Raw genomic sequence first — 14,636 nt, forward strand, 5'->3', positions numbered from 1 at the left:
CGGCAAGCAGTTGTTCGGAGGTCATGATTCAATCCTTTCCAGTGGAGGATCGCTGCGTTGCATACTGTTGCATGTTTTGCGTGATCCGTTGAAATGGATTGTGAAACCGGGCCAAAAGTAAATTAAGTCGGGGTTGTGCTCTGCGTGCTGTCCGGTCGGCTGACGTGGTTCGTAGGAATTTGCCTTACATCTTCGTCGGTGTCGGGGCTGCACAATCCGCCGCCGCCCACTATCGCCAGTCCCGTATCGCTGTCGGGCATGTCCAGCGAAATCGGTGCGAGCCGCCCATCTCCTGGTCGGGCAAGGCTTTGTCATGACCTGGGCACAGCCACGTACCACAATGCTCTTGCAGGCCCCGTTCGCCTGCGCGCGATACCGAGTCGTGGTTGCAAAGAGGCTAAAATAGTCAAAGACAATCAAACCGATGATTTCAATTTATTGGATTTATTGTCGGATGCGGCCTAAACTTCAGTTTCGTTCTAGCCCTTCAACCTGATTAAGAGGAATCAACATGAACCTGATCAACACCCAAGTCCAGCCCTTCAAGACCAACGCCTTCGTCAACCGCAACGGCAAGGGTGAATTCATCGAAGTGACCGAGCAGTCCCTCAAGGGCAAATGGTCTGTGCTGATCTTCATGCCGGCAGCTTTCACCTTCAACTGCCCCACCGAAATCGAAGACGCTGCCGAAAACTATGCAGCCTTCCAGGCCGCTGGTGCCGAGGTCTATATCGTCACGACCGACACGCACTTTTCGCACAAGGTGTGGCACGAAACCTCCGACGCCGTGGGCAAGGCCAAGTTCCCGCTGGTGGGCGACCCAACGCACCAGCTGACCCACGCTTTCGGCGTGCACATTCCTGAAGAAGGTCTGGCCCTGCGCGGTACCTTCGTGATCAACCCCGATGGCGTGATCAAGACCATGGAAGTGCACTCCAACGAAATCGCCCGCGACGTGAGCGAAACCCTGCGCAAGCTCAAGGCTGCCCAGTACACCGCCGCCAACCCCGGCCAGGTGTGCCCCGCCAAGTGGAAGGAAGGCGCCAAGACCATCACGCCTTCGCTGGACCTGGTCGGCAAGATCTAAGTATCGCCCTGCCTGCTGACGGCCGCTTGCCCGGCTGTTCACGACGCCCGGGTGCGCGACACCCGGGTTTTTTTTGCCCAACAACAGTTTGATCAGGAGTAACCCTATGCTCGACGCCAATCTCCAAGCCCAATTGAAAGCCTATCTGGAACGCCTGCAGCGCCCGGTGGAGCTGGTCGCCACGCTGGACGACGGCGCCACATCCCAAGAGCTGCGGGAGCTGCTGCACGAGATTCAGGCCCTCTCGGACAAGATCACCGTGGTCGAGAAGAACGACGAGCCCGTGCGCAAGCCTTCTTTTTTGATCACCAACCCTGGCGTGGACACTGGCGTGCGTTTCGCAGGCGTTCCCCTGGGTCATGAATTCACCTCGCTGGTGCTGGCGTTGCTGCAGGTCGGCGGCCATCCCTCCAAGGAAGCAGCCGATCTGCTGGAGCAGGTCAAGGGCCTGCAAGGCGACTTCCACTTCGAGACTTATTACTCGCTCTCCTGCCACAACTGCCCCGACGTGGTGCAGGCGCTCAACCTGATGAGCGTGCTCAATCCGCGCATCACCCATACCGCCATCGACGGCGGCGTGTTCCAGGACGAAATCAAGAGCCGCGACATCATGGGCGTGCCCACCGTGTTCCTGAACGGCGAGAACTTCGGGCAGGGCCGCATGGAGCTGGCAGAGATCGTCGCCAAGATCGACAGCGGCGCCCATGCCCGCGTGGCTGCGAAGATCAACGCCATGGAGCCGTTTGACGTGCTGGTGGTCGGCGGTGGCCCCGCTGGCGCCGCGGCCGCCGTGTATGCGGCGCGCAAGGGCATCCGCACTGGCGTGGCGGCCGAGCGCTTCGGCGGCCAGGTGCTGGATACCGTGGACATCGAAAACTACATCTCGGTCAGCAAGACCGAAGGCCCCAAGTTCGCCATTGCGCTGGAGCAGCACGTGGGCGACTACGACGTTGAAGTGATGAACCTGCAACGTGCCAGGGCCCTCAAGCCTGCCGCAACCGAAGGCGGTCTGTTGGAGATCGAACTGGAAAACGGCGCCACGCTCAAGAGCAAGACCGTGATCCTTTCGACGGGCGCGCGCTGGCGCAACATGAACGTGCCCGGCGAGGAGCAATACCGCACCAAGGGCGTGACCTACTGCCCGCACTGCGACGGCCCGCTGTTCAAAGGCAAGGACGTGGCAGTGATCGGCGGTGGCAACTCGGGCGTGGAAGCCGCCATTGACCTGGCCGGCATCGTCAAGCACGTCACGCTGCTGGAGTTTGCGGGTGAACTGAAGGCCGACGGCGTGCTGCAAAACAAGCTGCGCAGCCTGCCCAACGTGACCGTGGTCGTCAACGCCCAGACCACCGAGGTGAATGGCGATGGCAGCAAGGTCACCGGCATCACCTACAAGGATCGCGTGACCGAAGAAGTCAAGACCGTGGCGGTCGAGGGCATTTTTGTGCAGATCGGCCTGCTGCCCAACACCGACTGGCTCAAGGGCACAGTGGACCTCACCAAGTTTGGCGAGATCGTCATCGACGCCAAAGGCCACACCAACGTGCCCGGCGTGTTTGCCGCCGGCGACTGCACCAACGTGCCTTACAAGCAGATCATCATCGCTGCGGGCGCGGGTGCAACGGCTGCGCTGTCGGCCTTTGATCACCTGATCCGTCACTGATCGGGTTGTAGGTCAAATAAGGCTCTGGCGCTTATATGGTAAGCGCTAGCAGCTATAAAAAAAGAAGCGGCGGTGCTGTGGTGAACAGCGCCGCCGTTTGAGCTTTTGGCGAGCCAAGGTTCGGTTTTGTCAGGGGGCCTCCACGAGCGTTCCTCGCGTCATTCTTCCCCGTCGCAGACCACGAGCGCGCCAGGATGCACGGCGCGGACACCCGCGACGCTGACGGCAAAAGTGCCTGTCAATAACTCAGCCGCTCCGGCCGGATTTCCTGCAGGATCGTCGTGGCGATTTCCTCGATCGACTTGGTAGTGGACGACAGCCAGCGGATGCCCGCGCGGCGCATCATGGCCTCGGCCTCGGCGACCTCGTGCCGACAGTTTTCCAGGCTGGCGTAGCGCGAGTCGGGGCGGCGTTCGGTGCGGATCTCCGACAGGCGCTCGGCGCTGATGCTCAGGCCAAAGATTTTTTTCTTGTGCGCAACCAGCGCGGGCGGCAGCTGGCGGCGGTCGAAGTCCTCGGGGATCAGCGGGTAGTTGGCCGCCTTCAGTCCGTGTTGCATGGCCAGATACAGGCTGGTGGGTGTTTTGCCGCTGCGCGACACCCCCACCAGGATCACGTCTGCCTCTTCCAGGTTCTTGTGGCTCTGACCGTCGTCGTGCACCAGGCTGTAGTTGATGGCCTCGATGCGGTCGTTGTATTCCTTGCTTTTGCTGATGTCTGAAAAGCGCCCCACACGGTGGTGCGACTTGATGCCTAGTTCTACCTCCAGCGGGTGCACGAAGGTGCCGAACATGTCCAGCAGCATGCCTTTGCAGCCTTCCTGGATGACCTTGAGCACTTCCATGTTCACCAGCGTGGTGAAGACGATGCATTTGCGTCCTTCCAGTTCGGCGGTGTGGTTGATCTGGCGCACGGCCTGATGGGCCTTGTCCACGGTGTCGATGAAGGGCAGGCGCACCCGCCGCGGGATGATCTCAAACTGCGCCAGGATGGCGTTGCCAAAAGTTTCGGCGGTGATGCCGGTGCCATCAGAGACAAAAAATACGGTGCGCGTGTGCATGAAAAGCCTTTTGTGCTGCCCTGGGCCGCCGCCATACGGGCCCTACAATCGCGCCCATTATCCAAATTCTCACCATGCACCCGCTCGGCCCACAACCACAACGAAAAAGCTGCAGCCCGTGCATGGCCGCTCGCCCTTTGCTCCTGCCGGGCGGGCGCGCAGTCCCGGTTTTAACTTCTGGAGCTTTCCCATGTCTGCACTTTTCAGTCCGACCGCCCTGGTCGTTCCGTTTGAAAACCTGAGAATGACCGATGTCGAGTCGGTCGGCGGTAAAAACGCCTCCCTCGGCGAGATGATCTCCCAGCTGCCCCAGGGCGTGCGTGTGCCCACGGGCTTTGCCACCACGGCCCATGCCTTCCGTGAGTTTCTGGCGTACGACGGCCTGGCCCAGCGCATCAGCCAAAAGCTTGCCAGCCTGGATACCGAGGACGTGCGCGCGCTCGCCCGCGTGGGCGCAGAGATCCGCGCCATGGTTGAGGCACAGCCGTTTCCGGCCGATCTGGAGCAGGCCATTCGCGACGAGTTCGCGCGCCTGTCGGCCGGCAACCCCAACGCCAGCTTTGCCGTGCGCTCTTCGGCCACGGCCGAAGACCTGCCCGATGCATCGTTTGCCGGTCAGCAAGAGACGTTTTTGAACGTGCACGGCATTGATGAAGTGCTGCACAAGATGAAAGAGGTGTTTGCCTCGCTCTACAACGACCGCGCCATCAGCTACCGCGTGCACAAGGGCTTTGCGCACGACGTTGTGGCCCTGTCGGCGGGCGTGCAGCGCATGGTGCGCTCCGACCTGGGCGCGGCGGGCGTGATGTTCACCATCGACACCGAAAGCGGCTTTGAAGACGTGGTGTTCATTACCAGCAGCTATGGTCTGGGCGAGACCGTGGTGCAGGGCGCCGTGAACCCTGACGAGTTCTACGTGCACAAGCCCATGCTCAAGGCCGGCAAGCAGGCGGTGATTCGCCGCAACCTCGGCTCCAAGCTGATCCAGATGGTGTTCTCGTCGCCCGAAGAAAAGGCCGCTACGGGCAAGCTGGTCAAGACGGTGGATGTGCCCGCAGAGCTGCGCAACCGCTATTCGCTGACCGACGCCGACGTGCAGCAGCTGGCCCACTATGCGCTGGTGATCGAGCAGCACTACGGCCGCCCGATGGACATCGAATGGGGCAAGGACGGTGAAGACGGCCAGCTGTACATCTTGCAGGCCCGCCCCGAGACGGTGAAAAGCCAGATGCAGGGCCAGGCCGAACTGCGCTACAAGCTCAAGGGCCACGGCCCGGTTCTGGCCGAGGGCCGCGCCATTGGCCAGAAGATCGGCACCGGCCCGGTGCGCCTGGTGCACAACATTTCCGAGATGGACAAGGTGCAGCCCGGCGACGTGCTGGTCACCGACATGACCGACCCCAACTGGGAGCCCGTGATGAAGCGCGCCAGCGCCATCGTCACCAACCGCGGCGGGCGCACCTGCCACGCTGCCATCATTGCGCGCGAGCTGGGCATTCCGGCCGTGGTGGGCTGCGGTAACGCTACCGACAAGCTGCTGGATGGCACGCTGGTCACCGTGAGCTGTGCCGAGGGCGATACCGGCCACATTTATGACGGCCTGCTGGAGACCGAGGTCACCGAGGTGCAGCGCGGCGCCATGCCTCCCATCAAAACCAAGATCATGATGAACGTGGGCAACCCGCAACTGGCGTTCGACTTCTGTCAGCTGCCCAACGAGGGCGTGGGCCTGGCGCGCCTGGAGTTCATCATCAACAACAACATTGGCGTGCACCCCAAGGCCATCCTGGACTACCCCAACGTGGATGCCGACCTGAAGAAGGCTGTGGAATCGGTTGCCCGCGGCCATGCCAGCCCGCGCGCCTTTTATGTGGACAAGGTGGCTGAAGGCGTGGCCACCATTGCGGCGGCCTTCTGGCCCAAGCCGGTCATCGTGCGCCTGTCGGACTTCAAGAGCAATGAATACCGCAAGCTCATCGGCGGCAGCCGCTACGAGCCCGAGGAAGAAAACCCCATGCTGGGCTTCCGCGGGGCGGCACGCTACGTGAGCCAGGAGTTTGGCGAGGCCTTTGCCATGGAGTGCGAGGCCATCAAGCGCGTGCGCAACGACATGGGGCTGACCAACGTGCAGGTCATGGTGCCCTTTGTGCGCACGCTGGGCCAGGCCGAGCGCGTGACCAAGCTGCTGGCGCAGCATGGGCTGCAGCGCGGGGACAACGAGCTCAAGCTCATCATGATGTGCGAAATCCCCAGCAATGCCATCCTGGCCGAGCGCTTCCTGGAGTTCTTCGATGGCTTTTCCATCGGCTCCAACGACCTGACCCAGCTCACCCTGGGTCTGGATCGCGACTCGGGCCTGGAGCTGCTGGCCGCTGACTTCGACGAGCGTGACCCGGCCGTCGAGGCGCTGATCCACCAGGCCATCAAGGCCTGCCTTGCGCAGGGCAAGTACATCGGCATCTGCGGCCAGGGGCCCAGCGACCACCCGGACTTTGCCCAGTGGCTGGCGCGCGAGGGCATCACGTCCATCTCGCTCAACCCCGACAGCGTGATTGCCACCTGGCAGCAGCTGGCAGGTTGACCCAGGAGCGCCGCAGGCCATGCCCCATCGCCGCTCACTGACGCACGACGAGCTTGCAGGGGCGCCCTTTGCCCCTGACCTGCACGATGCGCGGCATTTGTGGCTCAAGGCGGGTTTGTTGTTGGCGTGGGCGCTGGTGTCCTTCGGGGCTGCCTACTTTGCACGTGACCTGCAGGTGCAGGTGTGGCGATGGCCCCTCAATTATTGGATTGCCGCGCAGGGGGCCGTGCTGATGTTCATCGTCATCGTCGGCATCTATTGCGCGGCCATGAATCACTTTGAGCGGCAGGACAGGGCGGCGGGCCGGTCCAGCGCCGCCGACCTGCCGTCGCATGACTGAGCACGGTGCGGGGCGGGCCTACCTGGCGCGTCTGAACCGCATCCTGGCCCTGTATGTGGCCGGTCTGCTGGCCTTTGTGGCCCTGATGGCCTGGGCCGAGCAGCGCGGCCTGTCGCGCCAGTGGATCGGGCCCATTTTTCTGTTTCTGACCGTGATGGCCTATGCCGCCATCGGCGTCTATGGCCGAACCACAGACCCCGACGAATACTACGTCGCGGGGCGCCGCATTCCTCCGTTCTACAACGGCATGGCCGCCGCCGCTGACTGGATGAGCGCGGCCTCGTTCATCAGTCTGTCGGGGGCGCTGTATCTGCAGGGTTTCTCGGGTACGCCCGAGCAGCCCGGCGGACTGGCCTATCTGCTGGGCTGGACGGGCGGGTTTGTGCTGGTGGCCATGCTGGTGGCGCCCCACCTGCGGGCGATGAACCTCTACACCATTCCCGACTTTTTCCAGGTGCGCTTTGGCGGGCGCTGGCCGCGCATCATCGCGGCGCTGGCGGCGGTGCTGTGCTCGTTCACCTACGTGGTCGCGCAGATCTACGGCGTGGGCCTGATTGCCTCGCGCCTCACGGGCGTGCAGTTCGAGATCGGCATCATGCTGGGCCTGGGCGGTGTGTTGCTGTGCTCGTTTCTGGGCGGCATGCGCGCCATCACCTGGACGCAGGTGGCGCAGTATGTGGTGATCTTGCTGGCCTTTCTCATTCCGGTGTCGTGGCTGGCGTACAAGCAGTTGGGCAACCCGGTGGCGCCCGCCGTGGCTGGCACCCAGATCAGCAAGATCGCGCAGCTGGAGGACGCGCTGCTGGCCTCCAAAGTCGAGCACGAAGTGGTGGCCGTCTATCTGCAGCGTGCAATCGACTACCAGGTGCGCCTGGCCGACGTGCCCGCTGCGCTGGCGCTGGAGCGCGAGGCAGCCCGCGAGCGCATCCGCAGGCTGCGCGAACAAAACGCCGACGTAGGCCTGATCGTTGCGGCCAGCCGCGAGCTGACCACCATGCCGCGCGACGAGACCACCGCCCGTGAGCGCTGGACGCGCGAGATGCACGCCAACTACGAGCGCGCGCGCGAGCTGGGCGGCCTGCCGCGCCACAGCCAGGCCTTTGCGGGCGACCCGAACGGCACCCCGGCCGAGCGGCAGACTTTCGATCACGCGCGGCGCAACTTTCTGGCGCTGATGTTCTGCCTGATGGTGGGCACGGCGGGCCTGCCGCATCTGCTGACGCGCTACTACACCGTGCCATCGGTGGCGGCGGCGCGCACCTCGGTGGCGTGGTCGCTGTTTTTCATTGCGCTGCTATACCTCAGCGCGCCGGCGCTGGCGGTGCTGGTGAAGTTCGAGGTGATGAACAATCTGGTCGGCAGCAGCTTTGACGAGTTGCCCAACTGGCTGGCGCAATGGGCGCGGGTGGACGAATCACTGCTGTCGATCGAGGATGTGAACGGCGACGGCATTGTGCAGTTTGGCGAAGTCCGCCTGGGCGCCGACCTCATCATGCTGGCCACGCCCGAGATTGGCGGGCTGCCCTACGTCATTTCGGGCCTGGTGGCCGCGGGCGGGCTGGCCGCGGCGCTATCCACCGCGGACGGGCTGCTGCTGACCATCAGCAATGCGCTGGTGCGCGACCTGTACTTTCAGGAAATGCGCACCAAGGCAACGCCCGAGCAGCGCGTGATACTCACCAAGTTCATGCTGCTCATCGTGGCCTTGTGTGCCGCCTTCGTGGCAGCGGTCAAGCCCTCTGAGATTCTGCCCCTGGTCTCCACCTCGTTTTCCATTGCCGCATCGGCTTTTGTGCCCGCCATGGTGATGGGCATCTTCTGGCGCGGCACCACCCGTCAGGGGGCGGTGGCTGGCATGCTGGGCGGTTTGTCGGTCACTGTGTATTACATGCTGGCGCAGGTGGACGCCGTGCGCGAGCTGGTACCCGGCGCGCTGCTCATCGATGGCCTGTGGTTTGGCATACATCCCATATCGGCAGGCGTGTTTGGCGTGCCCGCAGGCCTGCTGAGCGCCTGGCTGGTAAGCCTGGTCACCCGGCCCGCCAGGGTGCAGCCTGTGCCTGCGGACGGGCTGTAGGCCTGGCCGGGTTCGGCCGGCTTGCCTTGGCCTAGGTTGAATTTGTGGGTTGCCCCTCATTCACGGCGATACACCTTTGTGTCACCCTGAACGCAAATAGTCACGAATGAGGGGACTCGATGATTCTTGCAAAGACTCCAGCGGGGCAGCAAGCGCTCAGGGAGCGTCAGGGCGTGTTGTCGCCCCGCCAGCGTTCCGCCTTCATCCTCTTTGACGGAAAGCGCACATTGGCGCATGTGCTTGAAGCCACCAGCGCCATGGGCATCACGCACGAAGATGTGCAGCTCATGATCGACCAGGGCCTGCTGGAGCGCACAGCCTCTGCCGCACCTTCTTCATCTACGTCTGCATCGCGGGCACGCGCAGCAACTGCGTCCCTGACAGATGCCGCCGCGCCACACCCGGCAGGCGAGGGCAGCGCCCGTTCATCGCGCGAGCGTTACCAGACGGCCTACCCCGTTGCCGCCGAACTCACCGCCAGCCTGGGGCTGAGGGGTTTTCGCCTGAACCTGGCGGTGGAGGGCAGCAGCGGCTTTGAAGACCTGGCGGCTCTGGCTCCCAAGATCCGCGAGGCGGTGGGTGACATGAAGTACGCCCGGCTGGAGCAGGCCTTGTTTGCCTGATGGCGCCTGAAAACAAAAAAGGGAAACTGCACAAGGCAGATTCCCTTTTTGTGTGGCGACGGGGCCGTCGCCTGGGCGTCAGCAAAGCGGTGACGCCCCTGAAACCGTCAGACGCGCTTGCGGTATTCGCCGGTGCGGGTGTCGATTTCGATCTTGTCGCCCTGGTCCACGAACAGGGGCACGGCCACTTCAAAGCCGGTGGCGATCTTGGCGGGCTTGAGCACCTTGCCGGACGTGTCGCCCTTCACAGCGGGCTCGGTCCAGGTGATTTCGCGCTCCACGCTGGTGGGCAGTTCGACCGAGATGGCCTTGCCGTCGTAGAACACCACCTCGGCGGCCATGCCGTCTTCCAGGTAGCTGATGGCGTCGCCCATGTTGGAGGCTTCGACTTCGTACTGGTTGTACTCGGTGTCCATCCACACGTACATGGGGTCGGCGAAGTAGGAGTAGGTGCACTCCTTCTTGTCCAGGATCACGTTGTCGATCTTGTCGTCGGCCTTGAAGACGACTTCAGTGCCCATGTTGTTGAGCAGGGCCTTGAGCTTCATGCGCACGGTGGCGGCACCGCGGCCGCCGCGGGCGTATTCGGTTTTCAGGACGATCATGGGGTCTTTGCCCTGCATGATGACGTTGCCTGCGCGGATTTCTTGAGCGATTTTCATGGGTTGGCTTCAGCGAGAGGTTGGGCCGCTCCACAAGTCGGGGCGGGCAGACGTGGCCCGTGGTGTTGCGCCAGGCGGGCTGCCTTCCACCCCGGCGCATGTTCCGCGGCGGGGGCGCCTGCGCGGCACGACACTGTGCCGCCTTGGGTAATGGCGCAAAGCCGCGGATTTTAGCTTTTTTCGGCTACGAACCTGAGCAGGCCTGTCAATAAATCCTGTTGCGCCAGCAGACGCGCACGCGCCGCGACCACGCAATCGCGCCACTGGGCCAGGGTGGCGGAGTCCAGTGTGGGCAGTTCGTCCGCAGTCTGTAGCCCGTTCCACAGCGCGGACCAGCGCCGAAGCGACGCAGGCGCCCGCAGCCAGTCCAGAAAGGCGATCAGCTTGGCGTGGTGGGCATCGTCGTGCTGCGGGTAGATGTGCCACACGAAGGGCTGGCCCGCCCACAGGGCGCGCACCAGCGAATCTTCGCCGCGCACAAAGTTCAGGTCGCAGGCCCACAGCATTTCGTCAAACGCTGGCTGAGGGCAGGGTAACAGGTATGAAATTGATAGCTGCTCGCGCTTGTTTTGCAATGGTTCAGCGTCAATTTGGCTCAAAATTTTCTGCTGCCAGTCGCGCACCGCCGCGCCAGCGCGCCCCGGCGTGACCAGCAGCCGCGCGTCGCCGCGCCGCTGTAGTTGCGCCAGCAGCGCGGGCAGCGCTGGCGGCTCGTAGCAAAACAGCGAGATGGCCAGCTGCTGCCCTGCCACGCCGTGGCGCGCGCGCCAGGCCGTGCGGTCGAATGCTGCCTGGCGCGCCAGCAGATCCGGCTCGCGCAGCAGGCCGCCAGTGCGATCGGTGAAGCCGGGGTAGTAAAACCAGCGCATCAGGCCCGCGCCGGGGCCGCTCATGACGGGCGAAGGCAGGCGGTGGCAGCGCTCGACATAGCTTTCGGCCGACAGGTATTCCAGATTGATCCACAAGGGTTTTGGGCCTGTAGCCTTGGTGCAATCTGCCATGGCAGCTATGAATTGCGGAGCAATTTCGCAGCCGAAGGCCTCCACCACCACGTCGCCGGGGCCGTCTGCGGGCAACTGGTGCGCCTGCGTGGGCCAGGGCAGCACTTGCACGCCGGGGGCACCTTGGGGCGCCATCCAGTCCAGCGCGCTGGCGTCGTCCACCCACAGGCGCACACGGTGGCCGCGCTGGCCCAGGTCAGCCGCCAGGCGCCAGCACACGCCGATGTCGCCAAAGTTGTCGATCACCTGGCAAAAGATGTCCCAGCGCAGGCTGGCGGTGGTGGCCGTCATGCGGCCTCCGGGGCGCAGGCGCGCAGGTGATCCACCAGCAGCCGGGTCACGCCGGATAGTGGCTCGCCACAGCGCACGCACAGCGACAGCCGCCGGTGCGCCCAAGGCTCGGCCAGCGTGATGGCGCGGATCGCCAGCGTGCCGCGGTAGATCTGTGCGCTGCCGCGGGGTATCACGCCCACGCCCAGGCCGGCGGACACCATCAGGCACAGCGCGTCGTAGCTGGTGACCTGGATGCGCAGCTTGAGCGGCATCTCCAGCTCGGCCGCCGCGCGCGTGAGCAGGTTGTTGATCGCGCTGCCCGGGTGCATGCCGACAAAGTCGCAGGGCAGGGCGTCTTGCAGCCGCACGCGCTGACGGCGCGCCAGCGCGTGTCCCGCGGGCACGATCAGCACCAGCTCGTCCTCACGGTAGGGCAGCAGGCTGATGCGGCCTTCGTAGCCGTGGTGGCTGCCGTGATTGAGGATGCCCACGTCCGCCGCGTTCTCGGCCACCGACTGGGCCACGGCCGTGCTGATCTGCTCTTGCAGCCGCACATCCACCTGCGGGTGGGCGGCCATGAAGCGCTGCAGCTCGTCCGGCAAAAACTGCGTGATGGCCGAGATGTTGGCCACCACGCGCACATGGCCGCGCACGCCGGCGCGAAAGTCCTGCATTTGCGTGGCGATGCCGTCCAGGTCGTTGAGCACGCCGCGCGCCAGGTGCAGCAGCGCGTAGGCGGCGGCGGTGGGCTCGGTGCCGCGGTTGCTGCGCGTGAACAGCTCCACGCGCAGCACGTCCTCCAGCTCGGCCAGGCGGCGGCTGGCGGCAGACGGGGCAATGTGCTCGCGCGCCGCGGCGCGGGCAATGGCGTTTTCTTCCATGACTGCGACGAACAGGCGCAGGGAGACCGGGTCGAGCTTCATGGGCGGCGATGGTACTGCGCCGGCGCGTGGCCATGCCGGTTTGCGATGGCAGCCTCGCGCTTGAGCGTTTTGCGGGCCGGCGCGCGCGCTGCATCATGCGCGCAGGATTCCAGGAGGCATATGAAACACGAGCAAGACACTGTTCAGGGCAGCGCCGCAGCCACGCCCGCGGCACTGGCCGGCGTGCGTGTGATCGAGATGGGCCAGCTCATCGCCGGGCCGTTCTGCGGCAAGACGCTGGGCGAGTTTGGCGCCGATGTGGTGAAGATCGAGGCCGTGGGCGCAGGCGACCCGCTGCGCAACTGGCGGCTCATCAAGGAAGGCACCTCCGTGTGGTGGCAGGTGCAGTCGCGCAACAAGAAGTCGGTGGCGCTGGACCTGCGCCAGCCCGAGGCGCAAACAATAGCCCGCCGCCTGATCGCTGAGGCCGACGTGCTCATCGAGAACTTTCGCCCCGGCACGCTGGAGGGCTGGGGCATGTCGCCCGACGAGCTGCACGCCCTCAACCCGGGCCTGGTCATCCTGCGCATCTCGGGTTACGGCCAGACGGGGCCCTACCGCGACCTGCCGGGCTTTGGCGTGATCGGCGAGGCCATGGGCGGCCTGCGCCACCTGACGGCCGAGCCGGGCCGCGTGCCGGTGCGCGTGGGCGTGTCGATTGGCGACACGCTGGCCGCGCTGCATGGCGCCATCGGCGTGATGATGGCGCTGTACCACCGCAAGGTGAATGGCGGCGCGGGCCAGGTGATCGACGTGGCGCTGCACGAGGCGGTGTTCAACTGCATGGAAAGCCTGATCCCCGAGTACAGCGCCTTTGGCGCCGTGCGCGAGGCCGCGGGCAGCGCGCTGCCGGGCATTGCGCCCAGCAACGCCTACCCCTGCCAGGACGGCTGGGTGCTGGTGGCCGGCAATGGCGACAGCATCTTCAAGCGCCTGATGGCCACCATCGGCCGCCAGGATCTGGCCGATGCGCCCGACCTGGCCGACAACGCCGGCCGCGTGGCGCGCGTGGCCGAGATCGACGCCGCCATTGGCGCCTGGACGCAGCAGCGCAGCGTGCAACAGGTGATGGATGCGCTGGCCGCCGCGCGTGTGCCCGCGGGCAAGGTGTACACCGCCAAAGACATTGTGGAGGACCCGCACTACCAGGCGCGCGGCATGCTGCTGACGCAGCGCACGCGCGACGGCTACGAGGTCACCGTGCCGGGCATCGTGCCCAAGCTCTCGGCCACGCCGGGCACCATCCGCACCAGCGCGCCGCGCCTGGGGGACGACACCGATGCGGTGCTGGCCGAGGCCGGGCTGACGGCCGAGCAGATCGCGCTGCTGCGCCGCAAGGGAGTGATCCAATGACGGCGGGCGTTTGGAACGGCGCCGGGCGCCGCATCACGCTGTGCGACGTGGGCCTGCGCGACGGGCTGCAGGTGGAGGCGCAGTTTGTGCCCACCGAGGACAAGATCGCGCTGGTCAATGCGCTGTCCCACGCGGGCCTGTCCAAGATCGAGGTGACCTCGTTCACCTCGCCCACGGCGATTCCCGCGCTGCGCGATGCCGAGGTGGTGATGCGCGAGATCACCCGCCGCCCCGGCGTGACCTACACCGCGCTGGTGCCCAACGCGCGCGGCGCCGAGCGCGCCATCGAGTCGCGCACCGACGAGCTGAACCTGGTCATGTCGGTCAGCGAGACGCACAACCTGGCCAACCTGCGCATGACGCGCGCGCAATCGTTCGCGGCACTGGCACAGGTGATTGCCATGGCGCAGGCCGCGCAGGTGCCGGTGAACGTGTCGCTGTCGTGCGTGTTCGGCTGCCCCATGGAGGGCGATGTGGCTGAGAGTGCCATCTGGGACCATGTGCAGCGCTTTGCCGACCTGGGCGTGCAGGGCGTCACGCTGTGCGACACCACGGGCATGGCCTTTCCCACGCAGGTGGCGCAGCTGGTGGCCGCCGCGTGCACGCGCTGGCCGGGCATGGCCTTCACGCTGCACTTTCACAACACACGCGGCATGGGTCTGGCCAACGTGCTGGCCGCCATCGACGCGGGCGCGCAGCGCTTTGACGCATCGCTGGGCGGCCTGGGCGGCTGCCCCTACGCGCCGGGCGCATCGGGCAATGTGTGCACCGAAGAGGTGGTGCATGCGCTGCAGCTCATGGGCTACGACACGGGCATCGACCTGCCCGCGCTGATCGCCGCCGCCGCCCGCCTGCCCGCGCTGGTTGGCCACGAGGTGCCCAGCCAGATCGTGCGCGCCGGCCCTCGGCTGGACTTGCACCCGGTGCCTGCGGGCTTCGACGCGATCCGCGAGCGTGCGCTGGCACGTGCGGCAAGCTGATTTTTGATGACGA

The 14,636-nt window shown here is 65.1% G+C and carries 12 protein-coding genes; 8 read left to right on the forward strand and 4 right to left on the reverse strand.

The window, feature by feature from the left end:
- Positions 1-511: 511 nt before the first annotated feature.
- Positions 512-1,087 (forward strand): alkyl hydroperoxide reductase subunit C, encoded by a 576-nt coding sequence (gene ahpC / locus AB7E35_RS02950; protein ID WP_428163885.1) that lies wholly within the window; start codon positions 512-514, stop codon positions 1,085-1,087.
- 106 nt (positions 1,088-1,193) lie between these two features.
- Entirely contained in the window at positions 1,194-2,750 is a 1,557-nt protein-coding gene (gene ahpF / locus AB7E35_RS02955; protein WP_428163886.1) for an alkyl hydroperoxide reductase subunit F, read from the forward strand.
- 238 nt (positions 2,751-2,988) lie between these two features.
- On the opposite strand, the gene ppsR is transcribed toward ahpF, so the two are convergent.
- On the reverse strand, positions 2,989-3,810 hold the full coding sequence (gene ppsR / locus AB7E35_RS02960; protein WP_428163887.1) for a posphoenolpyruvate synthetase regulatory kinase/phosphorylase PpsR: 822 nt from the start codon (positions 3,808-3,810) through the stop codon (positions 2,989-2,991).
- Positions 3,811-4,000: 190 nt separating this feature from the next.
- Between ppsR and ppsA the strand changes: the two genes are divergently transcribed.
- The 4 genes from ppsA to AB7E35_RS02980 all read left to right on the forward strand — a co-directional run bounded on the left by ppsA (position 4,001) and on the right by AB7E35_RS02980 (position 9,431).
- On the forward strand, positions 4,001-6,391 hold the full coding sequence (ppsA, locus tag AB7E35_RS02965) for a phosphoenolpyruvate synthase (protein ID WP_428163888.1): 2,391 nt from the start codon (positions 4,001-4,003) through the stop codon (positions 6,389-6,391).
- A gap of 19 nt (positions 6,392-6,410) precedes the next feature.
- The gene (locus tag AB7E35_RS02970; RefSeq protein ID WP_428163889.1) at positions 6,411-6,731 is read left to right on the forward strand and encodes a DUF4212 domain-containing protein; all 321 of its coding nucleotides are present in this window, start codon (positions 6,411-6,413) and stop codon (positions 6,729-6,731) included.
- Positions 6,724-8,808 (forward strand): VC_2705 family sodium/solute symporter, encoded by a 2,085-nt coding sequence (locus tag AB7E35_RS02975; protein WP_428163890.1) that lies wholly within the window; start codon positions 6,724-6,726, stop codon positions 8,806-8,808. The genes AB7E35_RS02970 and AB7E35_RS02975 overlap by 8 nt, the downstream gene beginning before the upstream one ends.
- A 119-nt stretch (positions 8,809-8,927) precedes the next feature.
- Positions 8,928-9,431 carry a hypothetical protein gene (locus tag AB7E35_RS02980; protein WP_428163891.1) on the forward strand — a complete coding sequence of 168 codons (504 nt, stop codon included), beginning with the start codon at positions 8,928-8,930 and terminating at the stop codon, positions 9,429-9,431.
- A 107-nt stretch (positions 9,432-9,538) separates the two neighbouring features.
- Here the strand turns inward: AB7E35_RS02980 and efp are convergent, their stop codons facing one another.
- The 3 genes from efp to AB7E35_RS02995 form a co-directional block, all read right to left on the reverse strand.
- Positions 9,539-10,093, reverse strand: a complete 555-nt coding sequence (gene efp / locus AB7E35_RS02985) for an elongation factor P (protein ID WP_428163892.1) — start codon at positions 10,091-10,093, stop codon at positions 9,539-9,541.
- A 170-nt stretch (positions 10,094-10,263) separates the two neighbouring features.
- Positions 10,264-11,385, reverse strand: a complete 1,122-nt coding sequence (gene earP, locus AB7E35_RS02990; protein ID WP_428163893.1) for an elongation factor P maturation arginine rhamnosyltransferase EarP — start codon at positions 11,383-11,385, stop codon at positions 10,264-10,266.
- Entirely contained in the window at positions 11,382-12,290 is a 909-nt protein-coding gene (locus tag AB7E35_RS02995) for a LysR family transcriptional regulator (protein ID WP_428163894.1), read from the reverse strand. Before AB7E35_RS02995 ends, earP begins: the two co-directional genes overlap by 4 nt.
- A 120-nt stretch (positions 12,291-12,410) precedes the next feature.
- Here AB7E35_RS02995 and AB7E35_RS03000 point away from each other — a divergent pair, with 120 nt between their 5' ends.
- Both AB7E35_RS03000 and AB7E35_RS03005 read left to right on the forward strand, forming a co-directional pair.
- Positions 12,411-13,643, forward strand: coding sequence for a CaiB/BaiF CoA transferase family protein (locus AB7E35_RS03000; protein WP_428163895.1), 1,233 nt, complete (start codon positions 12,411-12,413; stop codon positions 13,641-13,643).
- Entirely contained in the window at positions 13,640-14,623 is a 984-nt protein-coding gene (locus AB7E35_RS03005; RefSeq protein ID WP_428163896.1) for a hydroxymethylglutaryl-CoA lyase, read from the forward strand. The genes AB7E35_RS03000 and AB7E35_RS03005 overlap by 4 nt, the downstream gene beginning before the upstream one ends.
- Positions 14,624-14,636 lie beyond the last annotated feature (13 nt).

Source organism: Diaphorobacter sp., assembly GCF_050251835.1.
Classification (GTDB): Bacteria; Pseudomonadota; Gammaproteobacteria; order Burkholderiales; family Burkholderiaceae_C; genus JBFXIE01.